20 protein-coding genes are annotated in these 26,353 nt (G+C 32.1%); 16 read left to right on the top strand and 4 right to left on the bottom strand.

The genetic code is table 11. The features are described from left to right. The first annotated feature begins 106 nt into the window (after nt 1-106). The 4 genes from pheT to ACY2IJ_RS05885 all read left to right on the top strand — a co-directional run bounded on the left by pheT (nt 107) and on the right by ACY2IJ_RS05885 (nt 5,720). Complete coding sequence (gene pheT / locus ACY2IJ_RS05900; RefSeq protein WP_476726231.1) at nt 107-2,533, top strand: phenylalanine--tRNA ligase subunit beta; 2,427 nt, start codon at nt 107-109, stop codon at nt 2,531-2,533. Nucleotides 2,534-2,640: 107 nt separating this feature from the next. Next, nucleotides 2,641-3,681, top strand: coding sequence for a quinone-dependent dihydroorotate dehydrogenase (locus ACY2IJ_RS05895; protein ID WP_476726230.1), 1,041 nt, complete (start codon nt 2,641-2,643; stop codon nt 3,679-3,681). A 9-nt stretch (nt 3,682-3,690) separates the two neighbouring features. After that, entirely contained in the window at nt 3,691-4,635 is a 945-nt protein-coding gene (locus ACY2IJ_RS05890; protein ID WP_476726229.1) for a glycosyltransferase family 2 protein, read from the top strand. Nucleotides 4,636-4,727: 92 nt separating this feature from the next. Further along, a complete protein-coding gene (locus tag ACY2IJ_RS05885) occupies nt 4,728-5,720 on the top strand; it encodes a ThuA domain-containing protein (RefSeq protein ID WP_476726228.1) in 993 nt (330 codons plus the stop codon). 32 nt (nt 5,721-5,752) lie between these two features. Here ACY2IJ_RS05885 and ACY2IJ_RS05880 read toward each other — a convergent pair whose 3' ends face one another. From ACY2IJ_RS05880 to dnaB, 3 genes are all read right to left on the bottom strand, one after another. Further along, nucleotides 5,753-6,292: a pyridoxamine 5'-phosphate oxidase family protein gene (locus tag ACY2IJ_RS05880; protein WP_476726227.1), complete on the bottom strand. Its 540-nt coding sequence runs from the start codon at nt 6,290-6,292 to the stop codon at nt 5,753-5,755. Nucleotides 6,293-6,585: 293 nt separating this feature from the next. After that, nucleotides 6,586-7,137, bottom strand: coding sequence for a hypothetical protein (locus ACY2IJ_RS05875; RefSeq protein WP_476726226.1), 552 nt, complete (start codon nt 7,135-7,137; stop codon nt 6,586-6,588). 185 nt (nt 7,138-7,322) lie between these two features. Beyond that, a complete protein-coding gene (gene dnaB / locus ACY2IJ_RS05870; RefSeq protein WP_476726225.1) occupies nt 7,323-8,843 on the bottom strand; it encodes a replicative DNA helicase in 1,521 nt (506 codons plus the stop codon). Between the two features lie 233 nt (nt 8,844-9,076). Here dnaB and ACY2IJ_RS05865 point away from each other — a divergent pair, with 233 nt between their 5' ends. After that, nucleotides 9,077-9,880 carry an HAD family hydrolase gene (locus tag ACY2IJ_RS05865; RefSeq protein ID WP_476726224.1) on the top strand — a complete coding sequence of 268 codons (804 nt, stop codon included), beginning with the start codon at nt 9,077-9,079 and terminating at the stop codon, nt 9,878-9,880. On the opposite strand, the gene ACY2IJ_RS05860 is transcribed toward ACY2IJ_RS05865, so the two are convergent. Further along, the gene (locus ACY2IJ_RS05860) at nt 9,877-10,521 is read right to left on the bottom strand and encodes a hypothetical protein (protein WP_476726223.1); all 645 of its coding nucleotides are present in this window, start codon (nt 10,519-10,521) and stop codon (nt 9,877-9,879) included. The two genes, ACY2IJ_RS05865 and ACY2IJ_RS05860, sit on opposite strands and share 4 nt — an antisense overlap. A gap of 103 nt (nt 10,522-10,624) precedes the next feature. Here ACY2IJ_RS05860 and ACY2IJ_RS05855 point away from each other — a divergent pair, with 103 nt between their 5' ends. The 11 genes from ACY2IJ_RS05855 (at nt 10,625) to ACY2IJ_RS05805 (ending at nt 26,190) form a co-directional block, all read left to right on the top strand. Further along, nucleotides 10,625-11,422 carry a TrmH family RNA methyltransferase gene (locus tag ACY2IJ_RS05855; protein ID WP_476726222.1) on the top strand — a complete coding sequence of 266 codons (798 nt, stop codon included), beginning with the start codon at nt 10,625-10,627 and terminating at the stop codon, nt 11,420-11,422. Further along, nucleotides 11,423-12,667: a M48 family metallopeptidase gene (locus ACY2IJ_RS05850; protein ID WP_476726221.1), complete on the top strand. Its 1,245-nt coding sequence runs from the start codon at nt 11,423-11,425 to the stop codon at nt 12,665-12,667. A gap of 96 nt (nt 12,668-12,763) precedes the next feature. Beyond that, entirely contained in the window at nt 12,764-14,965 is a 2,202-nt protein-coding gene (locus ACY2IJ_RS05845; protein ID WP_476726220.1) for a RelA/SpoT family protein, read from the top strand. Between the two features lie 82 nt (nt 14,966-15,047). Then, nucleotides 15,048-15,488 (top strand): Fur family transcriptional regulator, encoded by a 441-nt coding sequence (locus ACY2IJ_RS05840; RefSeq protein WP_476726219.1) that lies wholly within the window; start codon nt 15,048-15,050, stop codon nt 15,486-15,488. Nucleotides 15,489-15,511: 23 nt separating this feature from the next. Beyond that, a complete protein-coding gene (locus ACY2IJ_RS05835; RefSeq protein ID WP_476726218.1) occupies nt 15,512-16,783 on the top strand; it encodes an adenylosuccinate synthase in 1,272 nt (423 codons plus the stop codon). Between the two features lie 166 nt (nt 16,784-16,949). After that, nucleotides 16,950-18,452: an OstA-like protein gene (locus ACY2IJ_RS05830; protein WP_476726217.1), complete on the top strand. Its 1,503-nt coding sequence runs from the start codon at nt 16,950-16,952 to the stop codon at nt 18,450-18,452. Further along, a complete protein-coding gene (locus ACY2IJ_RS05825; RefSeq protein WP_476726216.1) occupies nt 18,445-19,647 on the top strand; it encodes an aspartate aminotransferase family protein in 1,203 nt (400 codons plus the stop codon). Before ACY2IJ_RS05830 ends, ACY2IJ_RS05825 begins: the two co-directional genes overlap by 8 nt. Before the next feature lie 98 nt (nt 19,648-19,745). After that, the gene (locus tag ACY2IJ_RS05820; RefSeq protein ID WP_476726215.1) at nt 19,746-20,594 is read left to right on the top strand and encodes a transketolase; all 849 of its coding nucleotides are present in this window, start codon (nt 19,746-19,748) and stop codon (nt 20,592-20,594) included. Nucleotides 20,595-20,991: 397 nt separating this feature from the next. Next, nucleotides 20,992-22,545 carry a LamG-like jellyroll fold domain-containing protein gene (locus tag ACY2IJ_RS05815; protein ID WP_476726214.1) on the top strand — a complete coding sequence of 518 codons (1,554 nt, stop codon included), beginning with the start codon at nt 20,992-20,994 and terminating at the stop codon, nt 22,543-22,545. Nucleotides 22,546-22,774: 229 nt separating this feature from the next. Further along, entirely contained in the window at nt 22,775-25,027 is a 2,253-nt protein-coding gene (locus tag ACY2IJ_RS05810; protein ID WP_476726213.1) for an alpha-N-acetylglucosaminidase, read from the top strand. Beyond that, on the top strand, nt 25,027-26,190 hold the full coding sequence (locus ACY2IJ_RS05805) for an aldose epimerase family protein (protein ID WP_476726212.1): 1,164 nt from the start codon (nt 25,027-25,029) through the stop codon (nt 26,188-26,190). Before ACY2IJ_RS05810 ends, ACY2IJ_RS05805 begins: the two co-directional genes overlap by 1 nt. Nucleotides 26,191-26,353 lie beyond the last annotated feature (163 nt).

Genomic DNA, 26,353 nt, shown 5'->3' with positions numbered 1-26,353 from the left:
AGAAAAAAACAGTTTCTGAAGAACAATAAAAATTATTGCGCATAGTAAATTGCACAATGGCAATTGAAATCGTAAATTTGCGCACTTAAAACAGAATTTTAAACAGATGAAAATATCATATAATTGGTTAAAGCAATTTATTAAGATTGACTGGGATGCAGAAAAAACTGGTGAATTGTTAACTGATCTTGGTTTAGAAGTTGAAGGAATAGAAAAAGTAGAATCTATAAAAGGAAGCTTGGCAGGTGTTGTTGTTGGTGAGGTTTTAACTTGTGAAAAACATCCGAATGCAGATAAATTAAGTGTAACTACTGTAAATGTAGGGGGAGAAGCTCCAATTCAGGTAGTTTGTGGAGCTCCAAATGTAGCAGCGGGTCAAAAAGTGCCTGTTGCAACGGTAGGAACTGTTTTGTATGATGAAAAAGGAGAAGGGTTTAAAATTAAAAAAGGTAAAATTAGAGGAGAGGAAAGCTTTGGGATGATTTGTGCCGAAGATGAATTGGGACTAGGAAAAGGGCATGATGGAATTATGGTTTTAGATGCTGAGTTGGTTCCTGGAACTCCTGTTGCCGATGTTTTTAATATTGAGGTAGATGAGGTTTTTGAAATAGGATTGACTCCGAACCGTGCTGATGCTATGAGTCACTTAGGTGTGGCTAGAGATTTGCGCGCTGGGTTGATGCAGCAAGGAATTCAGAAAGAATTAATTTCTCCTTCTGTGAGTGATTTTCATGTATATGAAAGAGTGTTAAAGTTTGATATTCATGTAAAGGATTTTGAATTGGCACCTAAATATGCAGGAGTGGCTATTAAGGATGTGAAAATTGCAGAATCACCAGAGTGGTTACAAAATAAGTTAAAAGCTATTGGTGTAAAACCATTGAACAATGTGGTAGATATTACCAACTATGTTTTGCATGAGTTAGGACAACCATTGCATGCGTTTGATGCGAATAAAATTACAGGAAACAAAGTAATTGTAACAACGTTAGAAGAAGGTACTAAGTTTACAACTTTGGATGGTGTTGAGCGTGAGTTAAGCGCAGAAGATTTAATGATTTGTGATGCCAACGAAACTCCAATGTGTATTGCTGGTGTTTTGGGTGGTTTAGATTCTGGTGTAACAGAACACACAACTTCTATTTTTTTAGAAGCGGCTTACTTTAATCCAGTATCTGTTCGTAAAACGGCAAAAAGACATGGATTAAATACCGATGCTTCTTTTAGGTTTGAAAGAGGAATAGATCCTAACATTACCAAATATGCTTTAATTAGAGCAGCTTTGTTAATTGAAGAAATTGCGGGAGGTAAAACGGTGTCTGATGTAGATGTGGTGTATCCGAACAAAATAGAGGATTTTGAAGTTTTTATGTCTTATGAAAACGTAGCGAGAATTATTGGTCAAAAATTGCCAAACGATACCATTAAGAATATTTTAGCTTCTTTAGAAATTAAAATTAATAGCGAAACCGAAGGTGGTTTAGGTTTGGTAGTACCTGCATATAGAGTAGATGTGCAAAGAGAGGCTGATATTGTTGAAGAAATTTTACGTGTATACGGATACAACAATATTGAGTTTTCTCACAAGTTAAATACCTCTATAGAGCCTTCTAAGTTTGATGGTGTTAAAACAGAAAACGTAGTTGCAGAACAATTGAGAGTACAAGGTTTTAACGAAACCATGGCCAACTCTTTAACCAAAGCTTCTTATGTAGCGTTGTCTGAGAATTTAAATCCAGAAAACAATGTTGAAATGTTAAATCCTTTGAGTAGTGATTTGGGAGTAATGAGACAATCTTTGTTGTTTAGCGGATTGGAATCTGTAGCTTATAACATTAATAGAAAAAACAACGATATTAAGTTTTATGAGTTTGGAAAAACATATCATAAATACAACGATAAATATCAGGAAGATAAACATTTAACCTTATTTGTTTCTGGAAGTAGAGACAAAGAAACTTGGAATGCACCTAAAAAGAATTCGGATTTTTACTACACCAAAGCAGTAGTGATGGGGGTTTTACAAAGATTAGGTCACTCTAATGTAAAAATTACTCCAACTAAAAATGATGTATTCTCAGAAGGGATTACTTTAAGTTTAGGAAAAATGAAGTTGGTAGACATGGGAATTGTAACTCCAAAAATTTTAAAAGAATTTGGAATCAAACAAGAGGTGTTTTATGCAGATTTTAATTGGGATACTGTTTTAAAAGTGTCTCAAAACAATAAATTAAAAGTAACTCCTTTGCCAAAATATCCATCGGTAAAAAGAGATTTGGCTTTGTTGCTTGATAAAAATATAGCTTTTAAAGATTTGTACAATACCGCATTCCAATCAGAAAAGAGCTTGTTAAAAGAAGTTGATTTGTTTGATGTATATGAAGGGGATAAGCTTCCGGAGGGTAAAAAGTCTTATGCTTTAAGTTTTGTTTTAAGAGATGAAAACAAAACGTTGGAAGAAAAACAAATAGAAAAAATTATGAGTAAACTTCAAAAATCGTTTGAAAAACAGTTTGAAGCAACCTTAAGATAATAGAAAAGCCTTTGATTTTGTTCAAAGGCTTTTTTTTGACTACCAATTAAAGAATACGAATGAAATAAAGTTCGTAAATTTGCGACCAATTTAACCAAACCCCAAGTATGAGTTTATACAAGACTATTATACGACCTATCTTTTTTCAATTTGATCCTGAAAAAGTACATTATTTTACATTTGACATGATTAAAATAATGTCTAAAATTCCTGGTGTTCCAGCTTTCATCAGAAGTATGTTTAAAGTAGAAGATGTTAAATTACACAAAGAACTGTTTGGAATTACATTTGAAAACCCTGTGGGGTTGGCTGCTGGTTTTGATAAAAACGCAGTGTTGTTTAATGAATTGGCAGATTATGGTTTTGGATTTATAGAAATTGGTACAGTAACTCCTAAAGGTCAAGAAGGAAACCCTAAGAAAAGGTTATTTCGTTTAAAAGACGATCAAGGAATTATTAATAGAATGGGGTTTAACAACAATGGTGTTGAAGCTGCTATAGAGAATTTAAAAAAGAACAAAGGAAAAGTAATTGTAGGGGGAAATATTGGAAAAAACACCAACATTCCTACAGAACAATATACGCAAGATTATTGTGACGTGTTTAAAGCATTACATCCTTATGTAGATTATTTTGTATTAAACGTAAGTTGTCCTAATGTAAGCAGTCATGCTAAATTGGGAGATAAAGATTATTTGTTAGAGTTGATTGCTGCAGTTCAGAAATTAAACAATGCAGAAAAAGAACAAAGACCTATTTTGTTAAAAATTGCTCCAGACTTAAACAATCATCAACTTGATGAAATTGTGGAGTTGGTTGCAGAAACAAAGATTGATGGAGTGATTGCATCTAACACCTCTGTGAATAGAGAGGGGTTAAAAGCTACAGAAGAACAATTAACAGCTATTGGTAACGGAGGTTTAAGTGGTTTGCCTATTAAAGATAGAAGTACTGCTACAATTAAGTATTTGGCAGAAAAATCTAACAAAGCTTTTCCAATTATTGGAGTAGGAGGAATTCATTCAGCTCAAGATGCTTTGGAAAAAATACAAGCAGGAGCAGATTTAGTTCAGGTTTATACCGGATTTATATACGAAGGACCTGCGTTGGTTAAAAACATAAACAAGGCTATTTTAAAGACATTGTAAATTACTTTTATGTATTCATTTATCATTCCACTATACAATAGACCCGATGAAATTGATGAACTGCTATACAGTTTAACCAAACAAAATTTTCATCAGCCTTTTGAGGTAGTTGTAGTGGAAGATGGTTCTGAAAACAATGCAACTAAAATTGTAGATGGTTACAACAATAGCTTAAATATCCAATATTTTTTAACAGAGAATCAAGGAGCAGGAATGGCTCGTAATTATGGAATGTCTCACGCAAAAGGAGATTATTTTATTGTGTTAGATTCTGATGTGTTGGTACCTACAAACTATTTAAAATCTGTAGATAAAGCCTTAAAAGCAAAGTATACAGATGCTTTTGGTGGTCCAGATGCTGCACATCCATCCTTCACTCCTTTGCAAAAAGCCATTAATTTTTCTATGACTTCTTTGTTAACCACAGGAGGAATAAGAGGAAAAAAGAAAGCTGTAGGTAAATTTCAGCCCCGTAGTTTTAATTTAGGAATTTCTAAAAAAGCTTTTCAAACCACAGGTGGGTTTTCTGCAATGAAAATAGGAGAAGATATAGATTTGTCTTTCCGATTGTGGAACAACGGTTTCGAAACCCAATTGATTCCAGAAGCTTACGTATATCACAAACGTAGAAACACCATAGATTCTTTTTTTACACAAACCTTTAAGTTTGGTCAAGCAAGACCGGTGTTGAATCAAAAATATCCAGGAACAGCTAAGCTTACCTATTGGTTTCCTAGTTTGTTTATTATAGGTTTTTTATGGGCATCTGTTTTTTTTGTTTTTGGTTCTTGGGAGTTAATTACGTTGTATTATTTTTATTTTATGCTCTTATTTATGACCTCTTTGGTTGTAAATAAAAACATAACAGTAGCTTTTTTATCTATTATTACCACCTTGGTACAAATGACTGGGTATGGTTTGGGGTTTTTAAAATCTATGTTTTATAGAACTTAAAAAATGTCCAATTTTTTTCAATGTGTTTATTTAAACACCAAAAACAGAAAAGCTTATTATATTGTAATGTTATAACAGTAATAACATCTATCATGAATTTTAAAAAGCTTTTTTCTGTAAGTGTATTTTTAGCCTTATTAATTCTTTCATCAACAGCCTATAGCAATGATGTTAAACCACCTAAAAAAATAAAAGTATTAATTGTAGATGGGCAAAACAATCATGGAGTTTGGCCTAAGTCAACTATTATGATGAAGCAATATTTAGAAGAAACAAACTTGTTTGTGGTAACTATTGAAAGAACTAAATATTTATGGAAAGGTGAAGGAGAAAAAGAGTTTTTAGCCTTGGCAAATACAAAAGGAGATTCAGAATTTTTAAAACAACCAAAAGTAGATCCTGATTTTTGTCCTAAGTTTAAAAAATACGATGTAGTGGTTTCTAATTTTGGATGGAAAGCTGCAGATTGGCCAGAAAAAGCACAAAAAGCTTTTGATAAGTTTGTAAAAAAAGGAGGAGGATTTGTATCTGTTCACGCAGCTAACAATTCGTTTCCTAAATGGTTAAATTATAACAAAATGATTGGCCTAGGAGGTTGGGGAGGTAGAAATCAAAAAGATGGACCTTATGTGTATTACAACAATCAAGGAGAATTGGTTAAAGACAATTCACCAGGTAATGCTGGGGCACATGGAAAAAGACATGAATTTCCAGTTACAATAAGAGAGGCAAATCATCCAATAACTAAGGGAATGCCAAAAGTTTGGTTAACAACTGCTGATGAGTGTTATGCTAAGTTAAGAGGTCCGGCAGAAAATATGACTATTTTAGCAACGGGAAAAGATCAGAACAAAAAAGCCCCTACCAATAGACATGAGCCAATTTTTATTGTTACAAAATATGGGAAAGGACGTGTGTTTAATACTATTTTAGGGCACGATACAGTATCTTTTGAAAGTGTAGGATTTATAGTTTCTTTTACACGTGGAGTAGAATGGGTAGCTACCGGTAAGGTAACGCAAGTTATTCCAGAAGATTTTCCAACAGAAAATAACTCATCAAGAAGAAAATTTGAACTTAAATAGTTACCCATAAAAATCAGTTGATGGATAATACATCAACTGATTTTTGTTTCAAAGCCATCAATACTTTTGGTGTTTTTTTCTAACCAATATTCTTTAATTTTTTGATCACCTTGTTTTTGAGCCCAATCTCTTAAAACGCTTCTGTCTTCTTTATAATCCATAAAAGGAACTGCAAAACCACATGAAGTTTGTACGAGATCTACTTCCATTTCTATGACTTGTCTGGTTCCAGGAGTTTTAGGAAACAAATCAACAAGATTTTTGTATTCAACATCTCTAGGGTGATAAATTTTGGCAGTACCATACAATCTTAAAATCAAAGGTTTTCCTTCAAAAGCACAGAACATAATGGTCATTCTATTGTTTTTTAACAAATGAGCAGCTGTTTCATTTCCGCTTCCTGTTAAATTCATCCAAGCAATTTTGTTGCTGTTTAGTACTCTAAAAGAATCCATTCCTTTAGGAGAAACATTTACGTTTCCTTCGGCAGCTGCAGTACCCACAAAAAATATTTTTTGCTGTGCTATAAACTCTTTTAGTTCGCTAGTAATTGATTCTAATTTTTTACCCATTGTGTTTTCTTTACAACGTTAATATTACGAAAAAATAAGAATTATGGCGGTTGTTTTAGTTGAGTTTTGTTAGTTAACGAGAGTTTTTTTTAAAGACTATTTGTAATACAGTTTTATATAATGTGGTTGGGGCTTAGATTATAATATCTATTCAACCATTAATGGAAAGGTTTCTCTTTTGGTAAAAAAATAGATTCGTATTCGTTTTTTTTTGATTAAAACTTAAATAACTTAAAACAAAAGCCCTTTTTATCAATTGGTAAAAAGGGCTTTGTGATTTTTTTTAAGTGTGTTTATTGTACTTTTTCCCAAACAGTTGTGTCAAAGCTTAAATCTACATCATAAGTATTGTTACCATCTATAATTTCTCCTATAATTTTTCCCGATATTTTATTTGTATTGCTATCATAAACAAAGTCGGTAACTCCAACGTTATTAGAAGAGTATACATCAATCTCTAATATTCTGTTTCCAGATAAAGTTTTAGAGAAGTTAATTTCAAAATCACTTAAGCGAGCTATGGAGTTAGAGTAAGAAATATTTAAATAAATATCAGAAGAATAGTTAGGGTTAAGTTTAGCGTTGCTATTTCTTACGTTAAAGTTATAGTTAATTGTTCCTGAGCTTACAAAAGTAGTGATGTTGTTTGCACCAGGATATGATCCTGTAAGATTAATAGACTCATTAACCACGGTACCATCAGTAGTTGTTCCAGTAATAGTACCTTTTATATAACCATTAGTTGTTATTACATCATCATACTTTATATAGTCGTCTTTTTGGCAAGATGTAAAGCTTAAAATAATTGTTGCAATAGTTGCTAATAGTGTAAGTTTCTTTTTCATAAAATTTATATTTATTAGTGATTTTTTGGCGAAAATACTAGATTAAAAAAATAGAAACAATATTGTAATTTAGTTTTTATGTTAATAAAATTTAACATAAGTTATTTTTTGAGATAAAATTGTATAAAAACAAAACCCTCACAGTTCCGTGAGGGTTTTGGTAGGTTTATAATAAAAATTGATGTTTAAAAAGGAACATCATCATCAGTGTCTGGTTGTACAGGAGCATCAAAGGCATCGGCAGGGTTAATACTGCTAGAAATTTCATTAAAACTGTTCATAGAAGATTCTAGTTGTCCGCCAAAATCATCTTCTAAATCCGAGAATTTAGCCAAGTGCCCTGTAAACTTTAATCTAATATTATCCAATCCACCGTTACGATGTTTGGCAACAATAAATTCTCCTTGTCCTTCACATGGAGTATGATCATCATCATCCCATTCTGTCATACCATAATATTCTGGACGGAATATAAAAGATACAATATCGGCATCTTGTTCAATGGCTCCAGATTCACGTAAATCTGATAATAAAGGTCTTTTACTACCTCCACGTGTTTCTACCGAACGAGATAACTGAGACAAGGCAATTACAGGAATGTACAATTCTTTTGCCAAGGCTTTTAAGTTACGAGAAATCATAGATATTTCTTGTTCACGGTTTCCTCCAGCTGCACCACCTGCGGTCATTAACTGTAAATAGTCAATAACAATAACTTTGATGTCGTATTGAGATTTTAAACGTCTGGCTTTGGCACGTAAATCAAAAATAGAAAGCGATGGTGTATCGTCTATAAAAATAGGAGCTTCAGATAAGTTTTTAACCTTTACATTTAATTGTTCCCATTCATGAGGCTCTAAAGTTCCTTTTCTTAATTTTTCTGATGACAATCCTGTTTCAGAAGAAATCATACGAGTAATCAACTGTACGGATGACATTTCTAAAGAGAAAACTGCGACTCCATGTCCAAAATCAATAGCCATGTTTTTGGCCATAGAAATTACAAAGGCGGTTTTTCCCATACCCGGACGGGCTGCAATAATAATTAAATCAGACGGTTGCCAACCCGATGTTAAGGCATCTAATTTGGTAAATCCTGTGGCAAAACCAGACATTCCTTCTCTTCCTCCAATTTCTTCAATCTTTTTTAAAGCTTGTCTAACTAAGGAATCCGATTTTTCGGAACTCTTTTTTAAGTTTCCTTGAGTTACCTCAAAAAACTTGGTTTCTGCCATGTCTAATAAATCAAAAACATCCGCGGTTTCATCGTAAGATTGTTCTATAATTTCGCTAGAAATGCTAATCAACTGTCGCTGAATGTATTTTTGTAAAATAATACGAGCGTGGAATTCTATATGTGCAGAAGAGGATACTTTTTGAGTTAATTCAATTAGGTAATAATCTCCTCCAACCATGTTTAGTTTTCCATCTTTTTTTAATTGATTAGAAACTGTTAATAAGTCTGTAGGTTCTGAGTTTTGAAACAACGTATGTATGGCAGCGTATATAGCTTGGTGCTGTTCTTTGTAAAAAGCTTCAGGATGCAAAATATCAATAACTGCATCAATTCCTTTCTTGTCAATCATCATTGCACCTAGCACAGCAGTCTCCATATCTACTGCTTGTGGAGGTATTTTACCATGTGCTAAATTGACAACTTTACTCTTGTCAATTTTTTTTCCAGAAAAGCTTTTAGTTTGTTCCATAGGGAATACAAATTTAATCGATATTCTGATTTTTTAGTAGAAAATCTTAGATTAATTTCTTGACAAAATCTGTTGATAACTTTTATTTTGTTGATAACTAGTTTGAAAGTTCATTATCCACACGCTTTAAACAACAAACAACAAAGAAAATAATTTGTAAAATACCAATTAAAAGCAAGTTAAAGAACAAAAGACAAAATGTACCTTTGTGGCAATAATATAGAAGCTAAAATATGGATTTGTCTAAAGTAGAGATGATTGTTACCGATATGGATGGTACTTTATTAAACTCTAAACATCAAGTAAGTGATTTGTTTTTTGAGCAGTTTGCTGTTTTAAAGTCTAAAAACATAAAATTTGTGGCTGCAAGTGGTAGACAATACTATAGTATTTTAGAAAAATTAGAAAAAATAAAAGAAGACATTACCATTGTGGCAGAAAACGGAGCCTATGTGGTAGCAAATGGAAAAGAATTGTTTGTGAATAGCTTTGAAGCACAGCAAGCTGAGAGTTTGGTAAAAATAGCACAAAAAATACCAGGTGTATTTCTTGTGTTGGCAGGAAAAAAAAGAGCTTATTTTTTAGAAGGAAACTCAACTTTAGAAAATATAGTTAAAGAATATTATAGCGAATATGAGTTGGTTGCTAGCTTTGAGGTGTTGCCCAAAGATGAAATTTTAAAACTGGCTTTGTATCATCCTAACGGATCGGAAGCTAATATTTATCCACATTTAAAACATTTGTCTAAAGATTTACAAATAAAAGTTTCTGGAGAGTTTTGGGTAGATATTGCATTGCAGACCAACCATAAAGGAAATGCAGTGGCTAGAATTCAAAAAGAATTGGGGATAACCGAAGCTGAAACTATGGCTTTTGGAGATTATCAAAATGATATTGAAATGCTAAAAAGAGCTCATTATAGTTTTGCGATGGAAAATGCGCATAAAGATGTACATAAAATTGCAAACTATAAAACGTTGTCTAACGATAATTTGGGAGTAGAAACAGTAATAAATAAGCTAATAGAGGAGTTTTAGTGTTTTGTTTGGTCTGTAAATTCATCAAGCAAAAACATAAAAATGTTTTCTGTAGTTCTGTGTATGCTCATTAACTTGCTCCAAGTTTTTTTACTAAAACTAAATTCGTTGTTAGTACTGTCTTCATAAAGCCATTCGTTTCTAAAGCCTTTTTCTAAAGTTGCTGTAAAATTTCCTAGGGTATATTCAATATTTCCATCAGTTCCTTTTTTAAAGGTTGATGTACGGCCTTTTGATTTACGAGTATAGATTTTATTGTCAAAAATATCGGTAGATATTTCGGTTTCGTTATCTCTGTTGTCACGAACAATTTCGTTTCCAAAAATATCAATTTCATGGAATACTGCAAGATTGTATTTTCGTTTGTGTTGTCTAATTAACGATTTAAAAAAAGAAATTTTAGTTTTTACTTCTTTGTCTATTAAAGGGTAGTTTGCTAATATGTATTTTTTATTAAAATGTAATTTGTTTTTATGAGTATCTGTAAACTCATAATCATCAAAAATATCTTTTTTTAAAAAGGCTTTGTAATCTCCGTTTTGAGATTTGTGCTCAAGGTTGTTAAATATATCGATTTTAACGTTTTGTGAAAAACTGTACGTACCAATTAGTATAAATAATAGAAGTAATGTTTGTTTCATAATATTGATGTCTAGGCTCTAAAAAATAACAATCAAAAAGTAAACCAATAATATAGATACTATATAAAAATAGTATTTTCGCTATTCAATATAGAAAATGTCTATGCACAAGCAAATAAGTAGTTCGCAAAATAGTTTGATCAAATCTTTAGTGGTTTTAGGAGACAAATCTAAAGCTAGAAAACAATCTGGAACCTTTTTGGTAGAAGGTAGAAGAGAAATATCGTTGGCTTTGCAAGGTGGTTATTCAGTAAAACAATTGTTTTATTATAAAGATTTGTTACCAGCCAATTTTGATGTAAGCAAATTTAATGCAGATGAATACATAGAAGTAAGCAAAGAAGTTTACGAAAAAGTAGCCTATAGAGCTACCACAGAAGGGGTCTTGGCAGTTGTAAAAGACAAATCTATGTTGTTGTCTAATTTAACTTTTAAGACTAAAAAACCTTTAGTTTTAGTAGCAGAAGCTCCAGAAAAACCAGGGAATATTGGTGCTATGTTGCGTACAGCAGATGCTGCCAATGTAGATGCTGTTTTAATTGCAAATCCTAAAACAGATCTGTTTAATCCCAATATTATTCGTTCTAGCGTAGGATGTTTGTTTACCACGCAAATTGCTACCGGAACTACTCAGGAAATTTTAGACTATTTAGAATCTCAAAATATTAATACATATGCTGCCGCATTAAAAGAAGATTCGGAAAATTATCACGAACAAGATTATACGCAAGGAACTGCATTGGTAGTGGGAACAGAAGCCGTAGGTTTGTCAGAAGAATGGTTGAACAAAGCCACTAAAAAAATAATAATCCCTATGTTGGGAAAAATAGATTCTATGAATGTGTCTGTTGCGGCAGGAATTTTGGTATACGAAGCAAAGAGACAACGTAATTTTAAATAAATGACAGGAAATATATTGTTTATCATCATTATAGCGGTGTTGATTGTAAATTTTATTAAAGAAGAAATTATTAGTTATGTAAATGCCAAACATTTTAATGATGAGGTTCCTTTGGAATTGGCAGATGTGTATGATGAGGAAGCGTATAAAAAATCTCAGGCATACAAACTAACCAATTACAGATTTGCTACATTTTCTGGAATGGTATCTTTTGCCATTACGCTTTTGTTCTTTTTGTTAAATGGTGTTGCTTTTGTAGAAGGAATTGCTACAGAAATTACTCAAAATCAAATTTTACAAACATTGGTCTTTTTTGGAATAATAGGTTTGGCAAGTTCACTTATTCAAATTCCTTTTGCATATTATCAAACCTTTGTGATTGAAGAAAAATTTGGTTTTAACAAAAGCACTAAAAAGCTATTTTTTGTAGACAAACTAAAAGGTTTGTTAATGACCTTGGTTTTAGGAGGTGGATTGTTGTTTGTAATTACTTGGTTGTATTTAAAAACTGGAGCTAATTTTTGGTGGTATGCTTGGTTGGTATTTGCAGCGTTTACTTTGTTTTTAACCTTGTTTTATTCAAGTATTATTGTTCCGTTGTTTAACAAACAAACACCTTTAGAAGCGGGAACTTTAAAAGAGAAGTTGATTGCATATACGAGTAAGCAAGGTTTTAAATTAGATGATATTTATGTAATTGATGGTTCCAAACGTTCTACTAAAGCCAATGCTTATTTTACAGGTTTTGGACCTAAAAAAAGAATTGTGTTGTACGATACTTTAATCAATGATTTAAGTGAAGAAGAAATTGTAGCTGTATTTGCGCACGAAGTAGGGCATTACAAAAGAAAACATACCATTTACAATTTGTTATTGTCTTTACTGTTAACAGGTGCTACTTTGTATGTTTTGGGGTTATTGTTAGGTAACACATTATTGGCAGATGCGTTTAATGTTGAAAATAGTAGTTTTCACATAGGGTTAATTGCTTTTGGAGTTTTGTACAGTCCAATTTCCGAAATTACAGGATTGTTAATGAATGTGTTGTCAAGAAAATTTGAATACCAAGCAGATAATTTTGCCAAAGAAACATTTGAGAGTAAGTATTTAATATCATCACTTAAAAAATTGTCTAAAAACAGTTTAAGCAATTTAACACCTCACAAATGGAATGTGTTTTTTCACTACTCACACCCTACATTATTACAACGCATATTGAATTTAAAAAAGACTCGTACATCTTAGAGAAAATCACTATATTTAATACATAAGAACTTAAAAATTTACTGACGACATTGTTTCAATGTTTTCAGTAATTTTTGTTTATAAAACTTGGAGTTTATGGGGTATGTTATTGATCCAGAATTGGAGAATAAAGAAATTACACGTAGGTATAAAGACTTATTAAAAGACAGTTATCAGCATTTATCCGATGAAGATAAAAAGTTGATTCGTAGCGCTTTTGATATTGCTGTAGAGGCACATAGTGATCAACGTAGAAAAACAGGAGAACCCTATATATATCATCCTATTGCAGTGGCTAAAATTGTAGCTTCAGAAATTGGATTGGGAGCTGTGTCTATTGCAGCTGCTTTGTTGCACGATGTGGTAGAAGATACAGATTACACCATAGAAGATATGGAACGCTTGTTTGGAGAAAAAATAGCAAAAATCGTAAATGGTTTGACCAAGATTTCTAGAATGAGTAAAGATCAAATGGCCTCTATTCAGGCGGAAAACTTCCGTAAAATGCTATTGACCTTAAATGATGATGTTCGTGTAATTTTAATAAAAATAGCAGATCGTTTACACAATATGCAAACGATGGATTCTATGCCTGCACATAAGCAGATTAAAATATCATCAGAAACCTTATATATCTATGCTCCACTAGCACATCGTTTAGGATTGTTTAACATTAAAACGGAGTTAGAAGACTTAGGTCTAAAATATACAGAGCCCGAAGTTTATAAAGATATTGAGGCAAAAATAATTGCAAACAAAGACAATCAAATAGATTATATAGATAATTTTTCATCTAAAATTAGTGCCAATTTAGAAAAACAAGGATTTAATTTTGAAATAAAAGGAAGAACCAAATCTATTTTTTCGATTCGTAAAAAAATGCGTTCTCAAGGAGTACGCTACGAAGAGGTGTACGATAAATTTGCCATTCGTATTATTTACGAATCGGATACTGAAAATGAAAAGTTTGATGCATGGAAAATATATTCCATCGTAACGGATAATTACCGTCCGAACCCGAGTAGGTTAAGAGATTGGATTTCTCAGCCTAAAACGACAGGTTACGAGGCTTTGCATATTACGGTAATGGGACCCGAGGGTAGATGGGTAGAAGTGCAAATTCGTTCTAAACGTATGAACGAAATTGCCGAAAAAGGATATGCAGCTCATTTTAAATACAAACAAGGAGAGGTAAACGAAAGTGGTTTAGAAGGTTGGTTAAACAGGTTAAAAGATACGTTAGAAAATCAGGCAGGAAATGCGGTAGATTTTGTAGAAGATTTTAAGCTGAATTTGTATGCCAAAGAAATTTTCATATTTACACCCAAAGGAGACATTAAATCGTTGCCAAAAGGTTCTTCTGCTTTAGATTTTGCTTTTAGTATTCATACAGATATTGGTTTAAAATGTAGAGGAGTAAAAGTAAATGGAAAATTAACTCCTTTAGATAGGGTTTTAAATAGTGGAGATCAGGTTGAAGTAATTACCTCAGAAAATCAAAAACCTTCAGAAAGATGGTTGACGTTTGTAGTTACAGCTAGAGCAAGAGCCAAAATTCGTCAAGCCTTAAAAGAAGAAGAAAGAAAAGTAGCAGAATATGGTAGAGAAGTTTTAAAAAGAAAATTACGTCACCTAAAAATAGAACCGACCGACAAAAATTTAGGGGCTATGGTTACCTTTTTTAAACTAAAAACCACGTTCGATTTGTTCTATAGAATTGGAGTAGGAACTATTGATAATACTCAAATTAGAAATTTTGCAAATCAACAATCAAGTACGTTTGCAAAGCTTTTTAGAAGAACTAAATCAGACACTTCTAAAGCAGTTAAAAAAGAAGAAATTAGTACTAATTATGATATGTTGTTGTTTGGAAACGATAACGAAAAATTAGAATACACACTTTCAAAATGCTGTAATCCAATTCCAGGAGATAAAGTGTTTGCCTTTTTAACAGTAAACGAAGGAATTAAAGTTCATAAAAACAACTGTCCTAATGCCATAAGTATGCAGTCTAACTATGCGTACAGAATTATGAAGGCAACTTGGGTAGATTCTACCAAGCAAATATTTAAAGTTACTTTAAGTATTACAGGAGAAGACGGATCGGGAATGTTAGGAAACATTACACGTATTATTTCTAATAACAACGTAAACATTAACAATTTAAACATTGCTGGTGATGGAAGTTTGTTTGAAGGTAAATTTACCGTTACAGTTCCTAACCGAACCAAATTGAGAAAAATAATAAGCCAATTACAAGGAATTAAAGGAGTAAAGCGAGTAAAACGTATAATTTAGAAAAAAAGCATTTCTTTTCTTATGGGTAAAAGAAATAAAAGTATAAATTTGCATCTTGCTGTTTTTAAACAACAATCTAGTTATGGATACTAAACAGAAAAATCAAGAAGTCGTTAAAAATGTGTTTGTTAAGTTTTTAGAAACTAACAAACATCGTAAAACCCCTGAGCGTTTTGCTATTTTACAAGAAATATACGACTTGGAAGAACATTTTGATATAGAGTCTTTATATATAAATATGAAGAATAAAAAGTATCGTGTAAGTAGAGCAACGCTATACAATACTATAGAATTGTTGTTAGAGTGTGGTTTGGTAAGAAGACACCAATTTGGTCAAAACCAGGCACATTACGAAAAAAGTTTTTTTGACAAACAGCACGATCATTTAATTTTAGACAATGGAGAGGTTATAGAATTTTGTGATCCTAGAATACAAACAATTAAGAAAACAATAGAAGAGGTCTTTAACGTAGAAATAAACAAGCACTCGCTATATTTTTACGGTACTAAAAAAGAAAAATAGAATTTTACATTTATAAAACTAAAATGGCAGTAGATTTATTATTAGGATTACAGTGGGGAGATGAAGGTAAAGGAAAAATAGTGGATGTGTTAACACAAAACTATAATTTAATATCTCGTTTTCAAGGAGGTCCTAACGCAGGACACACTTTAATCTTTGATGGACACAAACACGTATTACATACAATTCCTTCCGGAATTTTTCACAAAGAAGCTGTTAATGTTGTAGGAAACGGAGTCGTAATAGATCCTGTGATTTTTAACAAAGAAATAGAAAACTTATCTAAGTTTGATGTAGACTTTAAAAAAGTACTATTAATTTCTAGAAAAGCACATTTAATTTTACCAACCCACCGCTTGTTAGATGCTGCATCTGAAAAAGCAAAAGGGAAAGATAAAATTGGTTCTACATTAAAAGGTATTGGTCCAACTTACATGGATAAGACAGGGCGTAACGGAATGCGTGTAGGGGATTTAGAATTAGATAACTGGAAAGAAATTTTTGAAAAATTAACTCAGAAACACATAAAAATGATTGATTTTTATGGAGTTGAATTAGATTATAATTTAGATGAGTTAAGAGAATGTTTCTTTAACAGTGTAGAAAAATTAAAAGAGTTAACTTTTATTGATAGTGAGGAGTACTTGCATCAAGCCATAAAAGCGAATAAAAAGATTTTAGCAGAAGGAGCTCAAGGTTCTTTGTTAGATGTAGATTTTGGAACGTATCCATTTGTAACATCATCTAATACTACTGCAGCAGGAGCTTGTACTGGTTTAGGAGTAGCACCAAATCAAATAGGAGAAGTATATGGAATTTTTAAAGCATACACCACGCGTGTAGGTTCTGGACCATTCCCAACAGAATTGTTTGATGAAGATGGAGCAACAATGGCTAAAGTTGGACATGAATTTGGAGCAACTACAGGTCGTGCACGTAGATGTGGATGGCTAGATATGGTTGCTTTAAAATATGCTTGTCAAGTAAACGGAGTTACACAATTAAATATGATGAAAGCAGATGTTTTATCTGGTTTTGAAACGTTAAAAGTGTGTACTGCTTACGAATACAAAGGAGAAGTAATCAAACATTTCCCTTACAATATTGAGCCAGAAAACGTAAAACCTATTTATACTGAAATCCCTGGATGGAAAGAAGATTTAACAGGGATGACTTCTGAAGATCAATTACCAGCAGCGTTAAATAACTATATTGATTTTATAGAAAAAGAAACAGGTATTAAGATTACCATTGTTTCTGTAGGACCAGATAGAAAACAAACTATTGAAAGATAATATCAGCATAGTTAACAAATAGAAAAATCCCTCATTATTATAATGAGGGATTTTTTTATGGATAGCTTTTTTATAAAAATAGAATGGAAGCTTGGCATTAAGCTTGTAAAGCAATAATGAAACAAAGATTTCCAAAATACGGGGAATAAAGTATCTTTGTCAGCGTATGAAATTAACAGCCCAAATTAAAACACTTTTGCTTTGTTTAATTCCTTTCTTAGGAGTTTCACAAACCAGTAAAATAAAAATATTACATTCCAATCAAACCTATAGAAACCCAAAACAATACCCAGGGGCTATGGTGTTAAATGGAGATGTACAGGTAGAGCACAAAGGAGCTTTGTTAACCTGTAAAAAAGCGTTGTTCTATCAGTTAGAAAACAGACTGTATGCTTATGGCGATGTGTTTGTAAATCAGGCAGATACCTTAACACAAAAAAGCGATCACTTACAGTACGATGGAGACAGTCAAAAAGCACTTTCTTGGGGAAAAGTAGTGGTAAAAGATAAAGACATTACGTTAACCACAGACACGTTAAAGTTTAACAGAGCTACACAAGTGTTAAGTTACGATTGTTTTGGAACCATTGTAAATCAGCAAAACACGTTAACGAGCCAAATAGGAGAGTACTTTGCCAATGATAAAAAGTTAACGGCAAGACAGAATGTAACAGTGGTAAATCCAGATATGAACTTAAAAACAGGTCATATGGATTATTATACAGAAACTGGAAGAACCTATTTGTATGGACCCTCTACTATTGTAAATAAAGAAAGTGAACTGTATACCGAAAAAGGAATTTATGATACTCGATTGTCTTTGGGTTACTTGTTAAAAAACTCAGTTATTTATCATGAAACAAATGAGATTGAAGGAGATAGTTTGTACTACAACAAGTTAAAAGCCTTTGCATCTGGAACAGGTAATTTGGTGATTACTGATACAGTAAACAAAATTATAGTAACTGGAGATTATGGAGAGGTGTATAGAGCGAAAGATTCTATAATAGTAACCAAAAAACCTTTGGCAATTTCAACCGTAGAAAAAGATTCTATGTTTATTCACGGAGACACACTTTCTATAACAGGTCCAGAAAAAAACAAGTTGATGAAGGTTTTTCATCACGTAAAAATTTTTAAATCAGATTTAAGTGGTAAGTGTGATTCTTTGGTTACACATCAAGGAAAAGGAATTACAGAATTATTCTCAAATCCTGTATTATGGTCAGGAGCCAATCAAATTACAGGAGATAGTATTCGGTTGATTAACAATTTAGAAACCAATAAGCTAGATTCTTTAAATATTATAAAAAATGCATTCATTGTTCAAAAAGATAGCATTGGATACAACCAGATAAAAGGAAGAAACATGTATGGTAAGTTCGAAAATCAAAAACTTACTACTTTGTTGGCAAAAGGAAACGGAGCGGTTGTAAATTATGCTAGAAATGAAAAATCGGAACTAACAGCTATTATGGATATGGAATGTAGTAATATTTTGTTCAATTTAAAAGAGAACAAAATTCAAGACATTATGTTTTTAAAAAAGCCAGATGGAAAAACGTATCCGCCTAGTAAATTTCCAGAGGACAGAAAAATAATCAAAGGATTTATTTGGAGAGGAGCAGAAAGGCCGCTAAAAAAAGAAGATATTTTTATTCATGACTAATTTAAGAGAACATTTTTTTAAGCATCAAGCTCAAACAACACCTCATGCTTTGGCTATTGAAATTGCTAGTGCAAGCGGATCTTTTGTGTATGATGCAAACGGAAAAGAATATTTAGATTTTATAGCAGGAGTATCTGCCAATAGTTTAGGACACAATCATCCCAGGGTGTCCGAAGCTATAAAAAATCAAGTAGATGCTTACACACATGTAATGGTGTATGGAGAGTTTATACAGCAACCACAAACAGATTTGTGCAAACTGTTAAGTGATTTGCTACCTGAAAATTTAAATACTGTGTACTTAGTAAATTCAGGAACCGAAGCTACAGAAGGAGCTTTAAAATTAGCTAAAAGGGTAACAGGTAGGGCAGAAGTAGTGGCTGCAAAAAATGCTTATCACGGAAACACGCAAGGAGCTATGAGTGTTTGTGGAGCAGAAGAACAAAACAGTGCGTTTAGACCTTTAATTCCAGGAACAAAATTCATCACTTTTAATGATGAAAAAGATTTAGAAAAAATTACAGAAGAAACAGCTGCAGTTATTTTAGAAACAATACAAGGAGGAGCAGGTTTTATTGTTTCTAAAAACAACTATTTAGCAAAAGTTAGAAAACGTTGCAATCAAGTGGGGGCAATGTTAATTCTTGATGAAATTCAATCAGGAGTAGGAAGAACAGGAACGTTGTTTGGTTTTGAACAGTACAACTGTATTCCCGATATTTTAATTACTGGGAAAGGGTTAGGAGGTGGAATGCCTATTGGTGCTTTTATTAGTAGTTTTAAAAATATGCAAAAGTTACAAGAACATCCTAAACTAGGTCACATAACTACTTTTGGTGGTCATCCTGTAATTGCAGCAGCGGCTTTAGCTACATTAAAAGAAATAACAGAAACCAACCTAATGCAAGAAGCTTTAAGAAAAGAGCAATTGTTTAGAAATTGTTTGCAACACAAAGCGATTAAGGAAATTAGAGGTAAAGGACTAATGTTGGCTTTAATTATGGAAACCGAAAATATAGCAACTCAAGTTGTTATGGAGTGTATGAATCAAGGTTTATTGTTGTTTTTCTTGTTGTATGAAAAAAGAGCGGTAAGAATTAGTCCACCACTAACCATCTCCGATGAGGAAATAAAAAAAGGCTGTCAAATAATTTTAAATGTTATAGATACAATTGCTACGAAAGAAAATAGATAAAAAATCTTTTTTTTATAACAATAATGATGATATCTAATTAGAAATAATTTGCGCTACATAAATAAAACTGTATTTTTGCGACACTAAATAATTTATAAATGGCAACTATTCAAGAGCTAAAAGATTTTACACAACAAGTTAGAAGAGATATTGTACGTATGGTACATGCTGTAAATTCTGGACACCCAGGAGGGTCTTTAGGATGTGCAGAGTATATAACTGCTTTGTATCAAGAAATTATGAAGTACGATGCTTCTAATTTTGAAATGGATGGAAAAGGAGAGGATTTATTCTTTTTATCAAACGGACACATTTCGCCAGTATTTTATAGTGTATTAGCTCGTAGCGGATATTTTCCAGTATCAGAATTAGCAACATTCCGTTTGTTAGATTCAAGATTGCAAGGTCACCCAACAACACACGAAGGTTTGCCAGGTATTAGAATAGCTTCAGGTTCTTTAGGTCAAGGTATGAGTGTTGCTTTAGGTGCTGCCCAAGCTAAAAAATTAAACGGTGATAATCGTTTGGTATATAGTTTACACGGTGATGGAGAATTACAGGAAGGTCAAAATTGGGAAGCAATTATGTATGCTGCTGGTAAAAAGGTAGACAACTACATTGCTGCAATAGACGTAAATTTAAAGCAAATTGATGGTACTACAGATGAAGTAATGCCAATGGGATCTTTAAAGGCTAAATTTGAATCTTTTGGATGGGAAGTTTTAGAGGTTAAAGAAGGAAATGATTTAGAGGTGATTATAGCAAGCATTAAGCAAGCACAATCTTTAACAGGAAAAGGAAAACCAGTTTGTATTTTATTATATACAGAAATGGGGAACGGAATTGATTATATGATGCATACACATGCTTGGCATGGTAAAGCTCCTAATGATGAGCAATTAGAAAATGCATTGGCTCAAAACCCTGTAACTTTAGGAGATTATTAAAAGAAAATAATTTTACAAATTATATAGAAGACCTAGTTTATTAAAACTAGGTCTTTTTTTTGAAATAAATTTTGATGTGTATTACACTTAGTAGTGCATAATAGTTTTTTGAATTGGTTAGGATAAAGATTTGTTAATGAAACTTAGAGCTATGTTCAAAAAAGAAAAGAAGTCTTTATAGTAGTTAAACTGTAAAAAAAATATAGAGAGATAGAGTTTGTAGAATGCTAATTATAGAAAAGGTTTGTATATAAATAGAATAAAGAAAATTATGTTATAAATTTACATCACTAGATTTATTTACTTATTTAACTAAATCATGAGGTATTATATATCTTGCTTTATCTTTCTAATTTGTAATTTTTTTTTTGTTGTTTACGGACAAGAAGAATGTTATATGCCTAATATTCAAATACGAAATACTTCGGTATTAATAGATGGTGAAAAGAATGCAGTTGAGGTTGGGGTTCATCATTTAGATTCTAAATTTTCAATAGCAGTATGGTTTAATAGTTTTGATTTAAAATCTGGTTATGCTACATTATTAGATGTTGGTGGTGAATATTGGGTTAGGACTACAACAGGTAGAGAACTTCAAATAGAACAACCTAATAAATTTCAGGCAAATACAGAAGGCTTAGAATTAAGTGAGGATACATGGTATTATCTGGTTACTGTTGTAGATTTTCCAATAGCTAAAATGTATTTAAATGGAAGCTTAATAAAATCTTTTAAGTTAAAAGGAAATGTTAGAGCTAATCATGGAAACGTAGTTCTTGGACGAAATAATTGGAGAGAGTTTTTTAAGGGTAGGGTAGCTGGTTTTCAATTTTATGATACTGTTTTAGACGGTAGTGATGTAGGTGTCTTATATAGTAAGTCAAAAACTAAATGTAAGCTATCAGAGAAAGTGTTAGCTTACTTACCAATGGACGGTGAAAAAATAATAGGAAATACTTTAACCAAGCCCGAGCATAACTCTATAAATTTTATAGAAGATGAAGAACGTGGTAAGGTAGCTTTGTTTAATTCTTTAAGTTATATTGATTTAGGAGAGGTTAAGATTGATAATACCATTACTATTGCTGTATGGGTAAAACCAACAGTTTCTGGAAGGCTTGCATTAGTTAGTTCTGGTCATGCTTTTGCTTTTAGAATTTTTGGGTCGGAATCATTATTGTTTACGGTTCCGCAAGTAGAAGATTATTTTGCTAAATCTAATGAAACGTTTCTTAATAACTGGCAACATGTAGCGGTAACATATTATGAAGATAAGGCTATATGTTTTTATGTGGATGGTAAAATAATAAAAGAAATTCCTTTAAATACACATCAAGAAGCTAGTAAAAAGATAAGAATAGGGAATAACATTTGGAATGACCATTTTGTTGGATATATGGATGATCTTATCATTTGGAAACGCATTTTAAGCCCTGATGAATTGGTTCAATTAAGTAAAATGAGCTCAAATAGTCTAAAGGCTGAAATGCCAAAACCCAAACAACCGTTCAATTGGTATGTATTATACATTTTGGGAGCTGTTTTTTTTGTTTTAGGATTAGTTTATTTTTTAAGAAAAAAGAAATCAAAAGAATACCTACCTAAAATAGAAACGGAAATTGAAAAAAGCCCATTTAAATTAAAAGTAGAACAAGTTGTAGCGGATCATATTACAGATTCAAGTTTTGATATCCAAAAATTTGCTCAAGCTATGGGGATGAGTAGAACATCTCTCTATAAAAATATGAATAGAGAATACAAAAATTCTCCAAAAGAATTTATTCGTGAAACAAGACTTGATAACGCAGCTAATCTAATCCGTACATCTTCCAAAAATATCTCCGAGGTCATTTTTTTATCTGGGTTTGAAAGTCGTGCCTATTTTAATAAATGCTTTAAAAATAGGTTTAACTGTACACCTTCAGAATACAGAAAAGTGAAAACTTCTTAAAAAGCACAGAGAATTTCTTGTTTTTATTTGTTTGATAAACAGTGTTTTGTACGTTTGAGTGCAACAAATAATTATTTGAGTACTACTATTTAATCTAAAAAATAGAATTTCGGAATAGGTTCATTTTTTAAATTTTAAAACAAACCTATTTATAATTAAATTAATTAAAGAACAGAGTGTTCTGTTTAATTATAAGGTTTCTTTTTGATCAAATAATTATTTGTAATAGATGTGTGAAAAATCATTTAAGTATTCTATTTTATCTTGTTTTTATCTTATTGTTTTATTAACAAGTTGTACAGAACAAAAGGTAGTTGTTCCAGAACAATTTCAACCTTCTTATAATCTTATAGAACGTGTAACACCTGGATATGGAAATCAGTTTTCTTTTGAAATAATTCCTTCCCAAGAAGGAAAAGATGTTTTTGAAGTTACAAAGAAAAGTGGCCAAGTATTATTAAAAGGAAACAATACCATTGCACTTGCTTCGGCCTACCATTGGTATTTAAAATACACTTGCAATGCTCATTTATCTTGGAATGGTAATCAATTAGATCTTCCCAAGAAGTTGCCTTTACCAGAAACATCAATCAGAAAGGTAATTGATGCAGAATACCGTGTATATATGAATTATTGCACATTTAATTACAGTGCGTCGTGGTGGGATTGGAAACGTTGGGAGCGTGAAATAGATTATATGGCAATGAATGGTATTAACATGCCGCTTGCGGTAGTTGGGTTAGAAGGCACATGGTATTATACTTTATTAAAATTTGGTTTTTCAGACGAAGAAGCGCGTGAGTTTTTAGTAGGTCCTGCATTTTTTGCATGGCAATGGATGGCTAATATTCAAAGTCATGAAGGTCCCTTACCAAAAAATTGGATAGATACTCATATAGTTTTAGGTAAAAAAATCATAGATCGTCAATTAGAATTAGGCATGCAGCCCATACAAGAAGGATTTTCGGGTTATGTGCCTCGTAAATTAATAGAAAAGTATCCAGAAGCTGCCATACAAATAGAAGAGGGATGGTGCGGTTTCTCTGGTACTGCACAATTAGATCCGTTAGACCCATTGTTCAAAAAGTTTGGAACTACATTCTTAGAAACCGAAAAACAACTTTTTGGTGCTCATGGGGTGTATGCAGCGGATCCTTTTCATGAAGGAAAACCGCCAAAAGAAACCAAAGAATATCTGAATAAAGTGGGTGTCGCTATTCATGATCTAATTAATGATTTTGATTCATCTGCAGTTTGGGCTATGCAATCTTGGTCTATAAGAGAAGATATTGCTAAAGCTGTACCTAAAGATAAATTATTAATATTAGATTTAGCAGGTTGGAAGTGGAATAAGTTTAAGGATTGGGGGTATGATTTTGTTGTAGGCTATCTTCATAATTTTGGAGGTAGAAATAATCTACATGGCGATTTATCACATGTGGGAGGAAATCAATTTGCTAAAGCCAAGAAAAAAGCACCAAATGCTGTTGGTTCAGGATTATTTATGGAGGGTATTGGGCAAAACCCATTATTCTATGACTTAGCTTTTGAAATGACATTTCATCAAAAAGAAATTGATGTAGAAGGTTGGCTTAAAAACTATGCTCTAAGACGCTACGGGGCTCCATCAGATAATGCTAATAAGGCAATAGATTTACTATGGAAAAACCCATACAAAGAGGGCACCAATCATTTAGAATTTAGTTCAATGATAGCAGCACGTCCTGCCATTGATGTGAAACGTTCTGGACCTAATAACGGATTTAAAATACCTTATGACTCCTTGCAGCTTGTAAATACTTTAGATTATTTGCTTAAGGATGCCGAAATATTGCAGAAATCAGATCCTTATCGTTTTGATGTAGTAGATATTCAGAGGCAAATTTTATCCAATTTAAGTCAAGAAATGCAAAAACAATCATCTAAAGCATTTAAAGAAAAGAATCTTGAAGATTTTCAAAAACACAGTGGAGCCTTTTTTGAATTATTAGATGATGTAGATATGTTGCTTAGAACCAGACCTGAACTGATTTTTGATACATGGGTTGCAGATGCAAGAAAATGGGGTACAACAGAGGCGGAAAAAGCTTTGTATGAAAAGAACGCTTCTATGTTAGTTACACAATGGGGAGGAGATGAAATAATGATGATTTACGATTATTCCTGGAGAGAATGGAGTGGATTAATAAAAGGCTACTACAAACCGCGTTGGGAAAAGTGGTTTGATTTTTTAGAAAACCACCTTAAGAATGGCACTAATTATTCAGAAGAAGGTTTGCCTCAATCTTATAGAAGAGAAGCTTTAAGGGCAAATGAATTTTATAGCAAGCTAGCAGATTGGGAAACAGATTGGATAAACTCAAAAAAGAATTTAAACCCTAATACAGAGGGTGATGAAGTAGAGGTTGTGAAAGGTTTGTTTAAAAAATACAAACCTATAATTAGTAATTATTACAAAACAGAAAAGCTACATTTAAAATAATGAAAGGTCTATTTTATAAAAAAACATTTAAGATTGTTGTAAGAGAGCAAGTTTTAGCAGGAGTGTTTTGTTTGTTACTTTTTGCATGTAATCAACAGAAAAAGTCTATTACTTTATTTCCTAACAGTAATTTCAAAAAAATATTAGATGGTAAAGAGGTAAAGTTATTTACACTTAAAAATAGTAATGGTTTAATAGCGCAAATTACCAATTATGGTGGACGAGTTGTAACACTTTGGACACCAGACAGAGAAGGTGAAATGGAAGATATTGTACTTGGATATGAAACCATTGATGGATACCTAAATAGTAACGAAATTTATTACGGTGCCTTGATTGGTAGATATGGTAATCGAATAAATAAGGGAAGGTTTATGCTAAATAAAACAACTTATAACTTCGTCAAGAATAATGGAGAAAATCATTTGCATGGTGGGACCAAAGGGTTTCATAATGTAGTTTGGGATTCTAAGCAAATTGATGACCATACTTTAGAGTTAACCTATTTTTCAAAAGATATGGAAGAAGGTTACCCCGGAAATGTACAAACAAAGGTGATATATACGTTAACTAATAAGAATGAGTTAAAAGTTGAATATTGGGCAACTACTGATACGCCCACACATTTAAGCCTAACTCACCATAGTTTTTTTAACTTGCATGGTGCAGGGAACGGAAGTATTAATAACCATATTTTAACAATTAATGCAAGCCATTATACACCAGTAGACGAAGGACTTATTCCAACAGGGGAAATAAAAAAAGTTAAAAATACACCTATGGATTTTGTAAACGCAACACCAATTGGAAAACGTGTAGATGCGAATTTTGAACAATTAAAATTTGGACAGGGTTATGACCATAATTGGGTACTAAACAAAGTAACATCAGGTTTAACATTTGCTGCGAAAATTAATGAACCAAATTCGGGAAGAACCATAGAAGTTTATACTAACGAACCAGGGTTACAGTTTTATGGTGGTAATTTTTTAGATGGAAGTGATATAGGAAAGTATGGTAAAGCTTATAAACATCGTGGTGCATTTTGTTTAGAAACGCAACATTTTCCCGATAGTCCAAATCATGAAAACTTTCCGTCAACATTATTAAAACCAAATGAAGAGTATCATTCGGTTTGCGTATATAAGTTTTCAGTAAATTAGTTTAAAATTATTTAAACATTAATAAGCTTAAAATAGAAATGAAAGTAAAACATATAAAACAATTTTTCGGGGTACTTGTTTTAGTAATGCCATTATTAAGTTTGAAGGCACAGACAAACTTTTCTTCATCTTATAAAACGGTATCAACATATAGTAAAAACAT

This window comes from Wenyingzhuangia gracilariae, from assembly GCF_056387575.1.
This window is presented reverse-complemented; position numbering and strand designations above follow the sequence as displayed.